Below are 17,408 nucleotides of genomic sequence, written 5' to 3'. Positions count from 1 at the left end.
GACATTCAATTTATTAGAATTGAATGTCAATCGTTTTACAAGCCTCTATTCATTTCTCATTTTATTTGTTCGATATTTTGTAACATCATCATAGTGTTTAATATGTTAGGATGTCTATAAGTATTTTTTACTACAATTATGACTTTGTCTGCTCTGTTCTAAAAAATAGATTTACGCTTTAAATTTCCTCATTGTACGTATGTGAATACTTTATATTATTACCTTTAGAAACCATTAGCTAAATGGTTCAGCATACTATAATAGTTATAAAAACATAATATATAACAAAAGTTAAATAAATTACAAAAAGAAGGAGTAAAAATGAAAAATAAAATCAATTTACAAATGCAAAATATAAGCTTTGTTTTAATAATTGCTTTAGCAGTATGGTTAAAAACATATCTTATTACAAGATTCAGTTTTGATTTAAAAATTGAATCTTCTACACAAGAGCTTATTTTGTTTATTAGCCCTCTCGCTGCTTCATTAGCTTTTGTCGGATTCGCATTATTTGCAACCGGTGAAAAGCGAAATTATATCGCGCTATGTATTAATTTCTTATTAACAATTGTACTTGTTGGGAATGTAATGTTCTATGATTTTTATAGTGATTTCATTACGTTACCAGTACTTGGACAAACATCAAACTTTGGCCAATTAGGCGGTAGTATTATAGAAATATTGAACTACAAAATTATACTCGCATTCGCAGACATTATTTTTTTCTTTATTTTATTAAAGAAGAAAGCACTAGTCTTCCAAACGGGGCGCATAACTCATTCGGCACGCTTGTTATATTTTCTCTTAACGATTGGTGTATTTTTTGCAAATCTACATCTTGCAGAAAAAGAGCGACCTGAATTACTAACGAGATCTTTCGACCGAGTCATGCTTGTTAAAAATTTAGGACTATACACGCATCAAGTATATGATTTAACACTACAAGTAAAAGCAGGATCACAAAAGGCACTTGCTGATAGTAGTAAATTACAAGAAACAGAAAACTACGTGAAGGCAAACGAAAGTGAGCCGAATCCTAACATGTTTGGTGTAACGAAAGGAAAAAACGTAATTGTTGTTACTCTTGAATCCTTACAAACCTTTTTAATAGGCGCAACAGTTAACGGACAAGAAGTTACACCATTTTTGAATGAATTCATAAATGAAAGCTATTACTTTGATAACTTTTTCCACCAAACTGGGCAAGGAAAAACATCCGATTCTGAATTTCTAATTGATACGTCGTTATATCCATTAAATCGAGGAGCTGTATTCTTCACACACGGTAACAATGATTATACTGCGACTCCAGAAATTTTACGTCAGCAAGGTTATTTCACTTCAGTATTCCATGCGAATAACGCAACATTTTGGAATCGTAATATCATGTACTCTGCTCTCGGTTATGACCGTTACTATAATGAACTTGATTACAAAATTACGCCCGAAACAAATTTAAATTGGGGATTAAAAGATATCGAATACTTTGATCAATCAGTAGATATATTAAAAACTGTTGATCAACCATTTTATGCTCGTTTCCTTACTTTAACGAACCATTATCCATTTACGTATGATGAAGATACAAAATTCATTGAACCATATAACTCTGGTAATGGCGTATTTGATCGTTATATCGTAACAGCACGTTACTTAGACGAATCAATTAAAAAATTTATTGAGCGTTTAAAAGCCGAGGGAATGTATGATGATTCTATTATTGTATTATACGGTGATCATTATGGCATTTCTGAAAAACATAATCGTGCAATGGCACAGTTTTTAGAAAAAGATCAAATAACAGAATTTGATACTTTAAATTTACAACGTACACCTTTATATATTCATGTTCCTGGACAAACAGAAGGTGAAACGATTTCAAAGCCTACGGGACAAATCGATATGAAACCTACTATTCTCAATTTATTAGGGATTGATACTACGAACTATATTCGTTTTGGTCATGATATGTTTTCAGATGAATATACCGGTTTTGTCGTTTTACGTGATGGTAGCTTCATTACAGACAAATACGCATACAAAAACAACACTTTCTATGACCGCATAACAGGTGAAATTGTAGATTTACCAAAAAAAGAAGCTCAAGCACTCATTAACCGTGCACAAAATGAATTACGAATGTCTGACAAAATTATTGAAGGCGATTTATTACGTTTCTCAGAAAGTAATAAAATTAAAACTGGTGAAGTACAAACTAAAATTAAAGAGACTGAAAAATAATCTTAATATGAAAAGGGAGCAACTCATTACAGTTGCTCCCTTTTATTCTCTTCTAATACATGATGCAGTTTCATATATTTCACTCTTATTCTACGCTTGTCTCTAAACTTACATCTGTATAAGTATGATCATCACCCCTATGTAAAATTACTTCACATTGACGTAATCTCAATTCAAAGAGCATGATAGAATCATGATAAACTTCAGGGTTTGATTTCATTTTATGTAACATCTCTTGTTTTTCTTGTATTTCGAATTGCATATTTTCTACAGCTTGTTTCAAGGAGTTAAATGGATTCCTAAAGAATATATGAATATCTCGCTCTTGTGTGTTTTCGAATAGCTCAAATTGCAAGAAAAATTTCTTCATAATAGAATCCGTTACCTCGGTATAATCTTCATTTTCTACATACTGTTTGTATTTGTTATATAACATAGTTTTGTTTTTCGGAAGAACTCCAAATAATTTACCGGCACTTTTCAATAAAAATTGTGCTGGCGTAAATCGACGTAAAATATTTACTTCATCCATTTGTATGCTATTCGTCATTCTGTCAGTATCTCTGCGCCAGTCATCAAGCACTTTAAAGTCACATTCTAACTGTATTCGATTTTCTCCAAATAAAGAATTAAGTCCTTCACTAAGTTCTTCTAAGTACGATTGACTTTGAAGGAGCTCATTATGAGAAGTGGCAATCCAATTTTGCATAGAAAGAGCAAGATGAGGTAATACCGTTTGTTCTAAATATTTATGCACTCTTTCGTTCATTGCTTTATTTAGTTCTGTATCCATGTGACCGAAATCACTGTCCTCACTCATTAAATCAGAACAACTCTGTAATATCTTCGGTATATTTTCAGTAAGTTCGTTCGTAATTTCCATTTTCATTGTACGATATGACTGTGTAATGAAATGAATTTTTTCCCTCTCAAATGCAGTAAGGTTATTCATGCTACCGTTTAGTTTCACTAGCATATCTTCATTCCAATTAATAGCATCCACGAGATTGTTTTCTTTTTCAACACGTTTATTTAAAAGATATGTAATTGTTTTTCGGATGAAGAACAATAGCTTTTCAGTACGTTCTGCATCAATATTTTTATGATTAAAGTTAAAATGAATAAACTCAGTTAACTCATTTAATTGTTGACTACTTGTATATAACGAAGAATAAGGAAAAATTCTCGCTTGCGGGAAATATGTGTTTATTCTCGCTGCCGTATCTTGTAATACTCTTTTCACTTCTGCTTCACTGTAAATGTTATCAATTTTATTTAATAAGAAATGAATTTGTAAATTTGGTGTATGTTCTTGAATGCTTAATAAAATATCACGCTCTTTATCAGTAAACGGTGAATCCGCATTCAATACAAACAATAATTCATCCACAGAATTTAGATATTCAAATACTTCATCCCTAGTGTCATTATTCCTATTAAATCCAGGTGTAACTACAAATGTAAGTTTATTTTCACTTAAAAATTTGCATGGTAATTTAAATTCAACACATGCTCTATCTCTATACGTTTGATGGTGTTGAGACATCATATTATGATAATCAGAGATATCTTCCGTTGTTGTAATTGCAGCATCTGTTATGGCGTTAATTTCTGTATGAGCATCATTTTTTAAAACTACTACATTTGAAATTGATTTTTCTAATAGATTTTCTCCTAATATAGAGTTGATAAATGTAGTTTTTCCGTTCCCTGAAGTTCCTGTTACTAAAATACGATTTGTTCTTAAATCCGCAAGTTCGTCAACTAACCATCTAAATCGGTGACCTATTTCTATATTGTGCTTTTGTGCCCACTGTGTAATAGATTCAAAAAGATGTAGACTGTACTCTAAAGCATTCACATGATTCATAGAATATGACAGTAGGTTTTCCGCATGTTTTATATTTGATGAATCTATTTGGGTAGGAAAAATTTCATCCCATGCCAATACAGCTGCTGATGGAAATACAGCATAAGACGGATTGACTACTTTTAACCAATTTGTTAAAAGACTTGGAATGATATTGTGTAATTGTTTAAGCATATATTGCCCTTGAATTAATGCAAAGTATGTTTCTTCGTAAAGAGAAGAAATTTTGTCCCATATATCGGACGACTCTATTTCAATATGTAAGAAAAATTCATTTATTGTGTTAAGCCACAATAAGTAATTTTGTTCATTTTTATAACTGTTCCAAAGTGATGAAACCATTTGCGTAAATTGTACTTGATCTACATTATTTAATGTAACTAATGCATCATAAAAATAATCTGGTGAAATATGTTTAGTAAATCCTTTATCGATATATCCTTTTAACACCTCAAACCACGGATAAGATTCTATTCGAATTAACTCATTCACAGCAAGCTCTACTGCACTATCAAAATCTTGTTGTTCCTCATAAAAGGAACGGGCAATTTTTGTGACATTCGGATAATCTGGATTTAAAGAAACCGCTTCTTTAATAACAGCGAAAGCTGCTTCAAAATTATTTTGCTCTATGTAAAGAGAAAGTAATTGTAGTCTAATTTCAGTCATCAATATTTTATTATCAGTAGTAATGGAAGTGTATACATTTTCAGCAATTGATAATTGATTCAGTTCGAAATACGCATCCGCAATATTTTTTTGTGCCCACGGTGCTAATTCATTACTAACCTTCTCCCATTTAAAAATAGCTGCTTCAAAATCTTGATGGCGATAATAAAATTCACCTTGCGCAAAACGAATATAAGATCCATCAGAAACCTCATTTTTTTCTTCGTTTACATAAGCTTCTCCAAGTACGTCAAGAGGTGATTTTGTTACATTCTCCATTAGAAATGTTTCATAATACATCTTTTTTATTAATTGTTTTTCTATTCTCATCTTTTCCCCCACTATATCTTGAAAATACATTTTTAAGATATGTCAACACTTTATTTATGTATGCTTTTTATCTTAACAAAGAATATCTTTTGGAAAATTTCATTTTCCTTTCATTTTTCAAGTTAGATTGAATTTTCATGAGAAAAGTTTCAGTTTTTTTTCAATTACCTTTCAGTTATGAAACAGCATTAAATGTTTCTAATAACATAATAACACTATAATATTCCACATTATATTATCAGGAAAAACCTATATGAATCATATTATAAAAACAATTTATAACGAATATATATGCAAAATTCACTTCACCTAACATAAAAGAGTTCATCACATAGTGCTTGTTTGATAGACATATATACTAAGTTTCTTCAGAATTTCACATACACCATGATAATTTAAACAACAACAATAGTGAGCAGCTATTCATACAATATCTTTCTCGAATTGTTTTCCTTTAGAACACTTCAGTAGTTACGTAATTAAATTCCATTAACCTATATAAATAACTAGTCCAAAAAAAATCTATATGCATATCATGTTATAGTAAAGAATTCAGGAAATCCTAAAAGGAGGCTTTTTCATGTTTGAAGATAAATCTAAAATCAACTACCCATATGAATTTACAGAAACTACAACAATCCCTCTAAAGAATCCTATCAATAAAAATTTCAAAAACGGCTCTGGTACACATACTTTCCCAATTAAAAAACACTATAAGGAACAGGTGCTATATACGGAAAAAATTAATAATAATAAAAACAAATAACCTTATAGACCCTTATAGCAATGAATCAAATAATAACCTATATTAGGCCTTGTATAGTTAATAAATCTTTCTTATACAACTCATGTACTTTTAAAAAGTGCTGATATACAGCGCTTTTTTATACATAGATAATGGAAGAACAAAAAAGGCATGGATATTTTCCGCACTTTTTTGTTCTTTACTATTTATAAATAAAGCCTACCAGCAAAACTTTACTTGTTAAAGTCATCAGAGAAAGGAGTAGATTTATGATAAATCAAAAAGTTAAAGAAGCACCCAAGAATGATATAGGTCATTATTGCCCCTATTATATATATTCAAAAATGCACCAAACATTGTTTCAAAGCTACTTAGTTTTCATAAAATATTTTTTGTTTCCGTTGGAACGGATAGGCTTTAATCTCATCTGTATCTAAATTTTCATGAAATAAATGAACAGCTATAATTTGTCTACAATCGTAAGTATGATAATAATATGTTCCGGATTCCATACACATTACACTTGTATATATGGTATTATCTAATGCACCTTCTTCTGTTATTACTCCACCTTTAGGAACCTCACAATTTGATAAGATATGAAAAAGGGCTGATACTCCCTCTTCTTCGCTATCTATACCTTGAATGTTTTGTTTGCCATATGCTGCCCGCACAAACCTCGATGGCGGGGTGAAATCCCCTGGAAGTCCCATTGAGCCTGAGCCCTGGCCAAAAGCACTTAATGGTAAATTATTCCATTCTGTTGGCGCGAATGGCTGCGATTTAAGGCCAATATATTGTCTTAAATTTTGCAAATGCCAATTAAACTCCGGACTATTCGTCATCACTCCTAGTGGGTTGTCATACATTTTTAATCCTTCATTTGTCGGCTCCAGTACAATACAATCTCCCCATTTATCTGCCAAAATCCAATGTAGTGGTGGCGTAAGTCCTAAATCCGGTAACGGTATATCCAAAAAGGTAAGGCTATCTACAGATTTCTTTAACTCTTTGACAGAATTGAATTGTGTCAGACTCCAAGTCACAAAATCAAATGGAGCTAAATTCGTTTTGTTGTCATCTATGCTTTGACTATAAGTAGCGAATCCTGGAAAATAGAGTGTTGCACATGTCATACCTGCTTCATTTACTCCGTCCGCCATAATGATCCTTCCTTGATGATTAATTCCCATTCCGACCGTAGCATGTTTCGTATTAATGATTTCACCAGTTATATTATTCCACTGGTAATGCCGAGGAATGATTATTACTTCTTGATTCATATCTAATGTGAAGTCCATCGTTCTTGCAAAAAGATGCTGACCGTTTTTTGTCTCTAATGTCAAACTAGTACACATAAAGAACACCTCATTTTATGGTTTTATCTACACTTTACATAATTCCGATAAGTCTGTAAATTAAAAAACTCTTTCCTTACAAACAAATTAAGAACGTACATATAAATTACAAATAGGTTGAGGTTATCTCTAGTTTATAAATGAATTTTTAACATATAGTTGTAAAAGCATTATATTAAAAAGGAGCGAATTGTTATAATCTGCCCCCCTCCCTCTACTTCGCTAATATTTCCAAAACAACTTTTGCACCGTGCAGCTTTTCCGAATTACTTAAGTAAAGGTTTCCACCGTGTTGCTTTGCAAAGCTTTTAGCAATGTATAACCCCATTCCATGATGATCTTTGGAGTTTCTACTTTTATCTCCCCTATAAAACTGCTCTGTAGCTGAATGCATTTCCTCTTCTGTAAACCCTCTTCCCGAGTCCTCTACAATAAATTGCAGTTTTTCACTAATCATTTCCACTGAGAACATCAAGTCACCCTTTGTCGGAGAATATTCAATTGCATTCATCATTATATTCATAATTGCTCTTTTCAAAGCGGTCTCGTCAATAGGAATAAAATTTGGTATGTCCCGAACATTTTCAATTAGATTTAACTGTTTGTCTAAAACACAAATTGCACTTTCTTCTATAATATTATGAATAAAGTCGTGGAGATCTGTTTGCTTGAATTGAAGTGGAGCGCCTTCCTCACATTTCGTAATATCGAGTAAAGATTTCATATATATTTCCATCTCATCAATACTTTTCAAAATATGCTTATTACATTTCTTCTGATTTGAATCTAGCGTTGATTCATTTAATAGCTCTGCATTCCCTCTCAATATCGTTAACGGCGTTTTAATGTCATGTGCCAAAGCAGCAATCTGCTCTCTTCTATTTGTTTCCATATTCCACTGTGTACGTAACGAATGATTTAATTCATCTTTCATTTTTGCTAAAGAAGTTAATACTTCATTCACTTCTTTTATTTTAGATTGTTCCACTTGAAAATCTAAATCTTCCTTTTGAATTTTATCTGTTACCTTTCTCAAAATCATCATTTCCTTTGACAATGATTTACCAAAAGAGCGAGATAGAAATATCACTTCGGCAACAAATAGTAGAATAAAAAGAACAATTTCACAAACTTCCGGACTCGGTAAATACTTCTGCAAAGAAGGATTTTTAAAAGTAGCATGTAACGTATATAGAATGACACAAATATCTTTATCACGTTCTATAACTGCATAGTAGTACTTACTATCACCTTTTTCATCATTATGTATGTTATTCCATATTTGTCCTGCATAATCTTTATTAATACTCCCTTGTATAACGTTTCCTGAAAAATCATACAGAGCATATTTATATTGTTTTAAAATTTGATCATCTTCCTGCTCCGCTTTAACTATAGCATCTCTTTGCGACTCAATCTGTTTTTCATAATAATTTGCTGGTAAGATTATTTCTGCGTTAACTCCAACTTGGAATAGAATCATAAAAAAAGTCACTAAAGCAATCGTCCCTATTGAAAATGCAAAAATATACTGTATTAAAATCTTACTAAGGTTGACTTGCTTTTTCATTTTCTCCATTTATAACCAATTCCCCATACTGTTTCTATTGGATTCATGCCATACTTAGATAATTTATGACGGATATTTTTAATATGTTCCACAATTACTTGGTTATCACTTTCTCCCTCATAACCAAAAACATTTTCGTAAATCTTTTCTCTTGAAAATACTTGTCCATGATTCAAAGCTAAATATTCGCAAATTCCATACTCACTTTTCGTAAATGCGATAGATGTATCGTCATACCATATTTCTTTACATGACAGATGAAATGTAAGACCTGACAGGAAAAATGCATTTTGCTTTTCTCTATGCTCACGCCTTACATGCGCGGATACCCTCGCACGCAGTTCTCCAATTCCAAAAGGTTTTGTAATATAGTCATCTCCACCGAGACTAAGCCCTGTGATTAGATCCTTCTCCATTGTTTTGGCTGTTAGAAATACAATTGGACTATCAACCAAATCCCGTATTTCCTTACAAAGTGTAAAACCATCTATTTCTGGCATCATGACATCTAACAGAATTAAATCAAAATGACAAAATTTTTCCTTTGGTATAGTAAGAGGATTACTAACGGCTGTTACCTCATGACCTTCTTTCTCTAAAGCACTTTTTATAATGTAAAGGATGCCGTCTTCATCATCAATTGCTAATATTCTTGCCATATAGAATCCCTCCCCACTCTTCCATTATAATACAATTACACTTACATTTCTTTGCGCCCTTCATAAAAGGAAAACCAAATAAGAGAAATAACAAATGCAATGATCGTGAAACAAACACAAATCACTGCTCCAGTTGCTGCCTCTACTGGTAAGACACGAATAGAACTAGGACTTAATTTGTATCCCAAAAAATAATTGCATAATCTCGCGCCCCATGCACATGGCATGTATTTCCAAATTACATCCCCCATCCCTGTAAGCATTAAAGCTGCCAACAAGCTTTCTATAATTCCAATCCCAATGGAAACACCTTTACTAAAGCGAAAATTTAAGAACAGATGCCATATATACATAAAGATTTGACAACTAAAAAGAATGAAGGGAATTTCAACATACAAAGCAAATGGAATTTCATTTTGTCCTAACAGAAAATGAAAACCTGTCGCAAACCCAACGACTGCCAACATAGTGGAACAAAACCCACATATTAAAAGTAAACATACTTTACTAATTAACGCTTTACGTCTTCCGTATTCCGTTGATAAAAGTTCTTTAAAATTTCCTGCCAAAGCTTCCTGTTCCACGACAGAAGAACACACTATGCTAATTAGCAACGGAAAAGATATCGATAATACTTGTATATAGCCTGAAACTTTATTTATAGAATCAAATTTTGAAAAGGAATAATAACTTAAAAAAAGAGCAATACCGATGATTGGCATCGCTACATGTATCCAGAAAAAAATCGTGTGTTTCATTTTTATAAAATCTGCTCTTAATACCTTCGACAAAACCGCCATATTATTTTGCCTCCTGCTTTTCAAACCACTTTGCCGTCACATAAGTGAATAACAGGAACAACACAACAGAAATTACTATGCCTGGCAAAATCACATCGTAGGAAAGTAGTTCTGGTTTAAACGTTACACTTCCGGTTTCTGCATACAAACCATTTGGTAGTATTTTCAAAATAGGGATCATCAGTCTACTTGGATATGTGTATGGATTAATCATCCAAATATTTTTTGTTGCCAATACAACCCCAAAAATTCCATTTGCCCCTATATTCAACAGAAGCGTCGGAAATAGACCTATTTTGTTACCTAAAAACAAGCAGATTGGAATTTGCCACATAAAAGTAACGATTAAAAGAACGCTTCCTAATAGTGCATTTACCGTAGGAATGATGCGGAAATTCTCTTTATTTACTAGTAAACTAGATAACTCGATTCCACAGAAAAACAGTATGCATGAAAAACTCAAAATCCCTAAAATTAGTAATACTTTAGAAATCCACACTCGTTTTAATGAAACTGGTAACGATAAAATGGAACGATTATTCATTTTTTTATCTTTCTCCGCAAGAAGTACACAACTTAAAGAAACCATTCCCGGAAGCATCGTAATGTACCACCAGTTGTAACTAGATAATTGAAAATAATCCGCCGATAATAAAAAGGCAATTAGTATTGTAGCAAATGGAACTAGCCAGATAAGTTTATTCAAAAAAGTATGTCTAATTTTAATTTTTTCAGATGCAATATATAGATTCATTTCTTATGCCTCCCTTCTATACTTTCCAGCCACTTGTACAAATAAATCTTCCAAGTCATCATTCTTATTCAATTTCCCCTGATACCCCAATACACCACCTGATATAATCCCAACATGATCTGCAATTTGACTTACTTCGCTTAAAATATGACTCGATAAAATGACCGTAATTCCTTTTCCAGGAAAGGATAAAATGAGTTTTCTTAATTCCTGAATTCCAAAAGGATCCAGTCCATTCATCGGCTCATCTAATATTAAAAATTTCGGATGGTTCAGCAATGCAATCGCAATTCCCAATCGTTGCTTCATCCCCATAGAAAAATCCTTCGCTTTTTTCTTATCTGTATTCTCTAGCTCCACAATATGCAATACTTCATCAATCCTTGATTTAGGCAAACCTAAAACAGTCGTACGAACCTGCAGGTTTTCTCTTGCTGTTAAATTTTCATAAAGCGGAGGAGACTCAATTAAAGCACCAATAGAATGTAGATCGTGCCGCGTCCATTTATGACCATCAAAGTAAATCTCACCAGAAGTAGGTGTAAGCATGCCTGTTATCATTTTTAAAGTGGTCGATTTCCCCGCTCCATTAGGACCTAACAATCCATAGATTGAATATTTCGGTACAGAAAGCGAAATATTTTGTACCACACTTTGCTTTCTAAATGTTTTACAAAGATTTTTTGTTTCTAACATAATCTCATTCATCCTAAACTTCCTCCTCGTATATTGTAATTCTAGAATAAATGATAATTATAAGGATTCTATAAGGAAAAGAAAAAACATAGAGAGAAAAAGAAGTTTTTACATGCAACCTGTATGAAAACTATGGATTCATATAATTTTTCTATAATTGGTTACAGATGAAGAATTTATAAAAAAAAGAATATCTAAACAAAAAAGAAGCGATTTATTTCATCGCTTCTTTTTATTAAATCATATTATCCCTACATAACCCTCTTAAACATCTTCTCCAACTCATAAGTAGAATGATGCACAAGAATTGGTCTTCCGTGCGGGCATGTGTATGGGTTTGTTGTTGTACGAAGTTCTTCCAGTAAAGCATATATTTGATCGTTCGTTAAATATTGATTTGCTTTAATTGAAGCTTTACAGCTCATCATGATGGCTGCTTCTTCACGTAATTTTTTAATATCAACTTTTTTTAGTTTAACGACCTGCTCCATCATTTCATCGATAATTTCTGTTTCTTGCCCTTTCGGGAACCACGTTGGATGCGAGCGAACGATAAAGGATTGATGGCCGAATTGCTCCAAAAATAGTCCAACTTTTTTTAGTTCTTCTAGTTGCTCTTCGACACGTAAAAATTCGGTAAGAGATAAATCGATACGGTATGGTACGAGTAGTTCTTGTACTTCTTGTGCTACTCGTCCTACTTTATCACGGAAGTATTCATAATTAATACGTTCCTGCGCGGCATGTTGGTCAATCATATATAAGCCTTTATCATTTTGAGCGAAAATATATGTTCCATGCATTTGTCCAATTGGATAAAGCGGCGGTAAATCATTACCGTTCATTTCGATTTCTTCTATTTCCTGAACTTCTTCTTCCAATTCCTCTAATTCAAAGTCTTCATCGTTACTGTTCCACGATTTCTCTTCTCGAATCGGTTCTTCTATTATCGATTTTGTAGATGGTTGCCAACTTTGTTCTTCTCTCACGAGCGACTGTGGTGGTTGCCATTCTTGCTTCGGTGATTGCCAAAGCTGCGCAGGCTGTTTCACAGCCTGCGGTTCTTCTTGTTTTTCATCCATTCCCGTCGGTAAAACGATCTCCGGCATAGATGGTTCTTTCGGCTTCGCATGCTCAAACTGAAACTGTTCTTGCACACTTTCATCTTTTTCTTTTTTCTTCGTTGTTACACCTGCATCTGGAATGAGCTGTATTTTTTTGAATGCTGCTTGCAATGTTTCTTCGATTAGCTTTAGTAATTCTTGTTCTTTACTAAAACGAACTTCCAATTTCGCTGGATGTACGTTAACGTCAACAAGCATTGGATCCATTTCAATTGATAAGAAACCGATTGGATATCGTCCTACTGGCAATAATGTATGGTATCCTTGCTGAATAGCTTTCATTAATACGAAATTTCGAACGTAACGGCCATTTACGATTGTTGACATATAATTACGAGATGCTCTCGTTACTTCTGGTAATGTTACATAACCTTTAATGGTGAAATCTAAAGATTCAGCTTCAATTGGAACAAGCTTCTTTGCAACTTGAATGCTATAAATCGATGCAAGCACTTGTCTTACATCACCATTTCCTGATGTATGAAGCAATTTCTTTTCATTATGAAATAGCTTTAATGATACTTCTGGATGCGACATTGCAATACGATACACGATATCTGTAATATTACCAAGCTCTGTATGAATGGTTTTCATATATTTCAGACGCGCTGGTGTATTAAAGAATAAGTTTTGTACTGTAATATCTGTTCCTTTTCGGCTCGCTGTTTTTTCCTGCTTTATAATGTCTCCACCTTTAATAATAAGGTGTGTACCAGGAGCATCACCGGTGCTAGTGATTAATTCTAATTCACTAACTGAGGCAATACTTGGCAATGCCTCACCGCGGAAACCGAGTGTTCTTATGCGAAACAGATCGTTTTCATCTTTAATTTTGCTCGTCGCATGTCGTTCAAAAGCAACGATACAATCTTCTTCTGCAATGCCATCTCCGTTATCAATGATGCGAATTTTCGATAAACCAGCTTCTTCTAAGTGGATTTCAATAGATGTACTATTCGCATCGATAGAATTTTCCACAAGTTCTTTTACGACTGAGGCAGGGCGCTCTACTACTTCCCCTGCCGCAATTAAGTTAGAGAGTTGGTCATCGAGTTTGCGAATTTTCCCCATCTACTTACTCATCCTTTCTTTAACTTTTTTTGTAAGCGATACAGTTCGTTCATCGCTTCTAAAGGTGTCATATCAAGTAAATCAATTTTTTTAATTTGCGTCAGCACTGCCGTTTCTTTTGCATCTAGAACTGGTTTGTCTTGTTTTTTCGAAGATTGCTCTGCGCCAAAGAATGATAGTTGTGATTCTTCTTCATTGTCTACCTTCGTTTCTTCTATTTCTATTGGTTCCTCTTTTACAACTATAGGTTTTGGAATTCCTTCTTGCTCTTGCGCTTTCACTTCTACACGCTTCGGAATAATAATTTCTTCCTGTCCTTCTAATTGCGCTAACACTTCTTTCGCTCGAGCGATTAAGCTATCTGGAAGCTCCGCAAGTTGCGCAACATGAATTCCGTAACTTTTATCAGCTGCCCCGTCTTGAATTTTATGAAGGAATACTACTTTTCCGTTCTCTTCAATAGCTGAAACGTGTACATTTTTCAGTTGATCTAAACTGTCTTCTAGCACAGTCAATTCATGATAATGCGTAGAGAATAACGTTTTCGCACCAATTTGGTCATGAATATGTTCAATGATTGCTTGTGCAAGTGCCATACCATCATACGTAGATGTACCGCGTCCAATTTCATCAAATAAAATTAAACTTCTTTCTGATGCGTTTGCAATGGCATTTTTCGCTTCTAACATTTCGACCATAAATGTACTTTGACCTGAAATTAAATCATCCGCCGCGCCAATTCTCGTAAAGATTTGGTCAAATACAGGTAATACTGCTTCTGTTGCTGGCACGAAACAACCAATTTGCGACATAACCGTTACAAGTGCTAATTGTCTCATATACGTACTTTTACCAGACATGTTCGGTCCTGTAATTAAAAATACATCCATATTCTCTGGCATAATACAATCATTCGGTACATACAATTTCCCGTTCAATACTTTTTCTACGACAGGATGACGACCATCTTTAATGAAAATTTCACGCTTCGTTGTTAGTACAGGTTTTACAAACTGTTCCTCTTCACTCACTGTCGCAAAACTTTGCAGTACGTCTAATTCACTAATTACTTTCGCTAAATGCTGTAATTTCGGAATAAATACTTTTACTTCTTCACGAAGCGCTGTAAATAAATCGTATTCTAGTTGTACAATTTTTTCTTCAGCTTCTAAGATTAATGTTTCTTTTTCTTTTAGTTCATCTGTAATGAAACGTTCCGCATTAGCAAGCGTTTGTTTACGCTCGTAGCGGCCTTCTGGTAATGCTCCAAGGTTCGCTTTCGTTACTTCAATGTAGTAACCGAAAATACGGTTGTATCCGATTTTTAACGATTTAATTCCTGTAATATCACGCTCTCGTTTTTCAAGCTCAGCAATCCACGTTTTTCCGTTTTTACTCACGTAACGATATTGATCAAGCTTGTCATTATAACCATCTTTAATAATATCTCCATCTTTAATAGAAAGCGGTGGATTTTCTTGAATACTTCTTCCTAGTAATTCTGTTAAGCTCTCACATGGATCTGCACCTTGAATTAATCTCGCTGCATACGCGTTATCTAACAAACTAATCGCTTCTAAAATAGCTGGCACTTGTAGTAACGAGCGTCTTAACTGTAATAAGTCCCGTGCATTAACATTACCAAATGCAACTTTCCCTGCTAAACGTTCTAAATCATATACTTCTTTTAACTTTTCTTTTAAATCTTCACGCAAGAAGTAATCATTTACAAACGTTTCAACCATCTCTAAACGCTCTTCAATTCGTTCCTTCTGTATAAGTGGACGTTCCATCCACTGTTTTAACATACGACCACCCATAGCAGTCTTCGTCTTATCTAATAGCCATAATAATGATCCTGTTTTTTCTTTCGTTCGAAGTGTTTCTGTCAGCTCTAAATTTCGCTTTGAATGCACATCAATCTTCATAAATTGATTCGTATAATAAATTTCCACAGGCTGCAAATGATCTAATGAACGTTTTTGCGTTCTTATTACATAGTTAAATAAGCGCCCAACTGCTTTAATTAACTTTGCTTGTGAAACATTTTTCACAAGATGTTCTAGCCCTTCAGGAATTGCCGTTGCATCTTCATATGAAATCGTCATTTTTAACGTTTCCGTTAACTTGTTTAGTTCATCTTTAGAAAAGGAAGAATCTACAACAATTTCTTTCGAACCAGTTGCATACACTTCTAATAAAATATCCTCTACTGAACCAGTCAATAACGTTACTGTATTTTGTCCAGTCGTTAAATCGTTACAAGCTAACGCATATGATCCATCTTCAAAATGTGTTAATGCGGCTAAAAAGTTATTTTCTTTCTCATCAATCGTACGCCCTTCCATCATCGTTCCTGGCGTAATTAATTGTACTACTTCACGGCGCACTACACCTTTAGCTGTTTTTGGGTCTTCTACTTGCTCACAAACCGCTACTTTATATCCTTTTTCAACAAGTTGTTCAATATAGTTTTTAGCCGCATGATACGGTACACCGCACATCGGTATACGTTCACTACTACCACCGTCTCGGCTCGTTAATGTAATTTCAAGTTCGTGGGCTGCTTTAACCGCATCCTCAAAGAACATTTCATAAAAATCACCTAAGCGGAAAAATAAAAAGGCATCTTGATAGTCTGCCTTAACTTTTAAATATTGCTGTATCATAGGCGTATATTGCGTCATACTTCTCCTCCATAATTCTTACATAATAATCTATATTCATATATGTCACATTTCACGGACACTCTTATCTCCTATTTCAGGAGTCTTTCTTCATTATAGCACATTTCATTAGCAATCATGTTCATCTAAGCACCACTTATGTAAAGTAAAAAGCTAGGAAGAACTTCTCCCTAGCTTTCTATTACTCTTCTTCTGCATCAACGATAAAGTTCGGATCTAACTCTTCAAACTCATCATCTTCAATTTGGAAAGCATCATCTGATTCTACACAACCTTCAGGGTTTACACTTACACAAATTTTCGTTTCGCCAACTACTTCTGTTACAAATTCACGTTCTACCGTTACAACAATTTTATTACCATTTGGTGATACAAGAGCTTCTAAACAATTTGGTGGCTGAATAACACGAGCAATAATTTCTAAATCATCACCAGAAAAGTTTTTATCACGATATCCAATACTTACTTCATCTGTGTAGTTTACACGTTCTGTTACAACTTCTGTCTTTGTATTGCCATCGAATGAATACCAAGTGTTCACATCATAGAAACCTTCAATTTCCACATGTTTTCCATTCTTTCTTGCTTCGTACGAGTGGTTAATTACCCAGCATCCTAAAATACTTGTTGGCTCATTATTCGATTCACATGTATGCGTTGACTTTGTATACTTACGTCCTTTTCCAACCACTGCTTTTGTAATAATCTCTCTAAATTCGGACATTCGTAACCCTCCTCAATCACTATTCACTTAATCATATGCGTGACAATAGCGGAATGTGTCATTCTTTTTTTGAGAAGAACTTACGTTTAATCCACTAAAAAAAGAGATGT

12 protein-coding genes are annotated in these 17,408 nt (G+C 33.7%); 2 read left to right on the top strand and 10 right to left on the bottom strand.

Translation table 11 applies throughout. The features are described 5' to 3' along the window. Positions 1 to 321 precede the first annotated feature (321 nt). Positions 322 to 2,241, top strand: a complete 1,920-nt coding sequence (locus QCI73_RS08900) for an LTA synthase family protein (protein ID WP_353822769.1) — start codon at positions 322 to 324, stop codon at positions 2,239 to 2,241. Positions 2,242 to 2,326: 85 nt separating this feature from the next. Here QCI73_RS08900 and QCI73_RS08895 read toward each other — a convergent pair whose 3' ends face one another. Beyond that, on the bottom strand, positions 2,327 to 5,140 hold the full coding sequence (locus tag QCI73_RS08895) for a dynamin family protein (RefSeq protein ID WP_353822768.1): 2,814 nt from the start codon (positions 5,138 to 5,140) through the stop codon (positions 2,327 to 2,329). Between the two features lie 550 nt (positions 5,141 to 5,690). Between QCI73_RS08895 and QCI73_RS08890 the strand changes: the two genes are divergently transcribed. After that, positions 5,691 to 5,876: a hypothetical protein gene (locus QCI73_RS08890; RefSeq protein ID WP_000461128.1), complete on the top strand. Its 186-nt coding sequence runs from the start codon at positions 5,691 to 5,693 to the stop codon at positions 5,874 to 5,876. Between the two features lie 350 nt (positions 5,877 to 6,226). Here the strand turns inward: QCI73_RS08890 and QCI73_RS08885 are convergent, their stop codons facing one another. From QCI73_RS08885 to cotE, 9 genes are all read right to left on the bottom strand, one after another. Then, entirely contained in the window at positions 6,227 to 7,213 is a 987-nt protein-coding gene (locus QCI73_RS08885; protein ID WP_353822767.1) for a choloylglycine hydrolase family protein, read from the bottom strand. A 214-nt stretch (positions 7,214 to 7,427) separates the two neighbouring features. Further along, complete coding sequence (locus QCI73_RS08880; protein WP_353822766.1) at positions 7,428 to 8,792, bottom strand: sensor histidine kinase; 1,365 nt, start codon at positions 8,790 to 8,792, stop codon at positions 7,428 to 7,430. Continuing rightward, a complete protein-coding gene (locus QCI73_RS08875; protein ID WP_000101080.1) occupies positions 8,780 to 9,442 on the bottom strand; it encodes a response regulator transcription factor in 663 nt (220 codons plus the stop codon). The genes QCI73_RS08880 and QCI73_RS08875 overlap by 13 nt, the downstream gene beginning before the upstream one ends. Before the next feature lie 41 nt (positions 9,443 to 9,483). Then, positions 9,484 to 10,242 carry a lantibiotic immunity ABC transporter MutG family permease subunit gene (locus tag QCI73_RS08870; RefSeq protein ID WP_327922614.1) on the bottom strand — a complete coding sequence of 253 codons (759 nt, stop codon included), beginning with the start codon at positions 10,240 to 10,242 and terminating at the stop codon, positions 9,484 to 9,486. A 1-nt stretch (position 10,243) separates the two neighbouring features. Beyond that, the gene (locus QCI73_RS08865) at positions 10,244 to 10,996 is read right to left on the bottom strand and encodes a lantibiotic immunity ABC transporter MutE/EpiE family permease subunit (protein WP_327922613.1); all 753 of its coding nucleotides are present in this window, start codon (positions 10,994 to 10,996) and stop codon (positions 10,244 to 10,246) included. A gap of 3 nt (positions 10,997 to 10,999) precedes the next feature. Continuing rightward, the gene (locus tag QCI73_RS08860; RefSeq protein ID WP_001002802.1) at positions 11,000 to 11,704 is read right to left on the bottom strand and encodes a lantibiotic protection ABC transporter ATP-binding protein; all 705 of its coding nucleotides are present in this window, start codon (positions 11,702 to 11,704) and stop codon (positions 11,000 to 11,002) included. A 239-nt stretch (positions 11,705 to 11,943) separates the two neighbouring features. Then, complete coding sequence (gene mutL / locus QCI73_RS08855) at positions 11,944 to 13,887, bottom strand: DNA mismatch repair endonuclease MutL (RefSeq protein WP_353822765.1); 1,944 nt, start codon at positions 13,885 to 13,887, stop codon at positions 11,944 to 11,946. A gap of 8 nt (positions 13,888 to 13,895) precedes the next feature. Next, positions 13,896 to 16,574 (bottom strand): DNA mismatch repair protein MutS, encoded by a 2,679-nt coding sequence (mutS, locus tag QCI73_RS08850; protein ID WP_353822764.1) that lies wholly within the window; start codon positions 16,572 to 16,574, stop codon positions 13,896 to 13,898. Positions 16,575 to 16,755: 181 nt separating this feature from the next. Continuing rightward, positions 16,756 to 17,298, bottom strand: a complete 543-nt coding sequence (gene cotE, locus QCI73_RS08845) for an outer spore coat protein CotE (RefSeq protein WP_001288798.1) — start codon at positions 17,296 to 17,298, stop codon at positions 16,756 to 16,758. Positions 17,299 to 17,408: the final 110 nt, after the last annotated feature.

The sequence above is a fragment of the Bacillus cereus group sp. MG16 genome, from assembly GCF_040459875.1.
Lineage (GTDB): Bacteria > Bacillota > Bacilli > Bacillales > Bacillaceae_G > Bacillus_A > Bacillus_A paranthracis.
The sequence above is the reverse complement of the archived record's forward strand: the minus strand, read 5'-3'. Positions and strand labels throughout refer to the sequence as shown.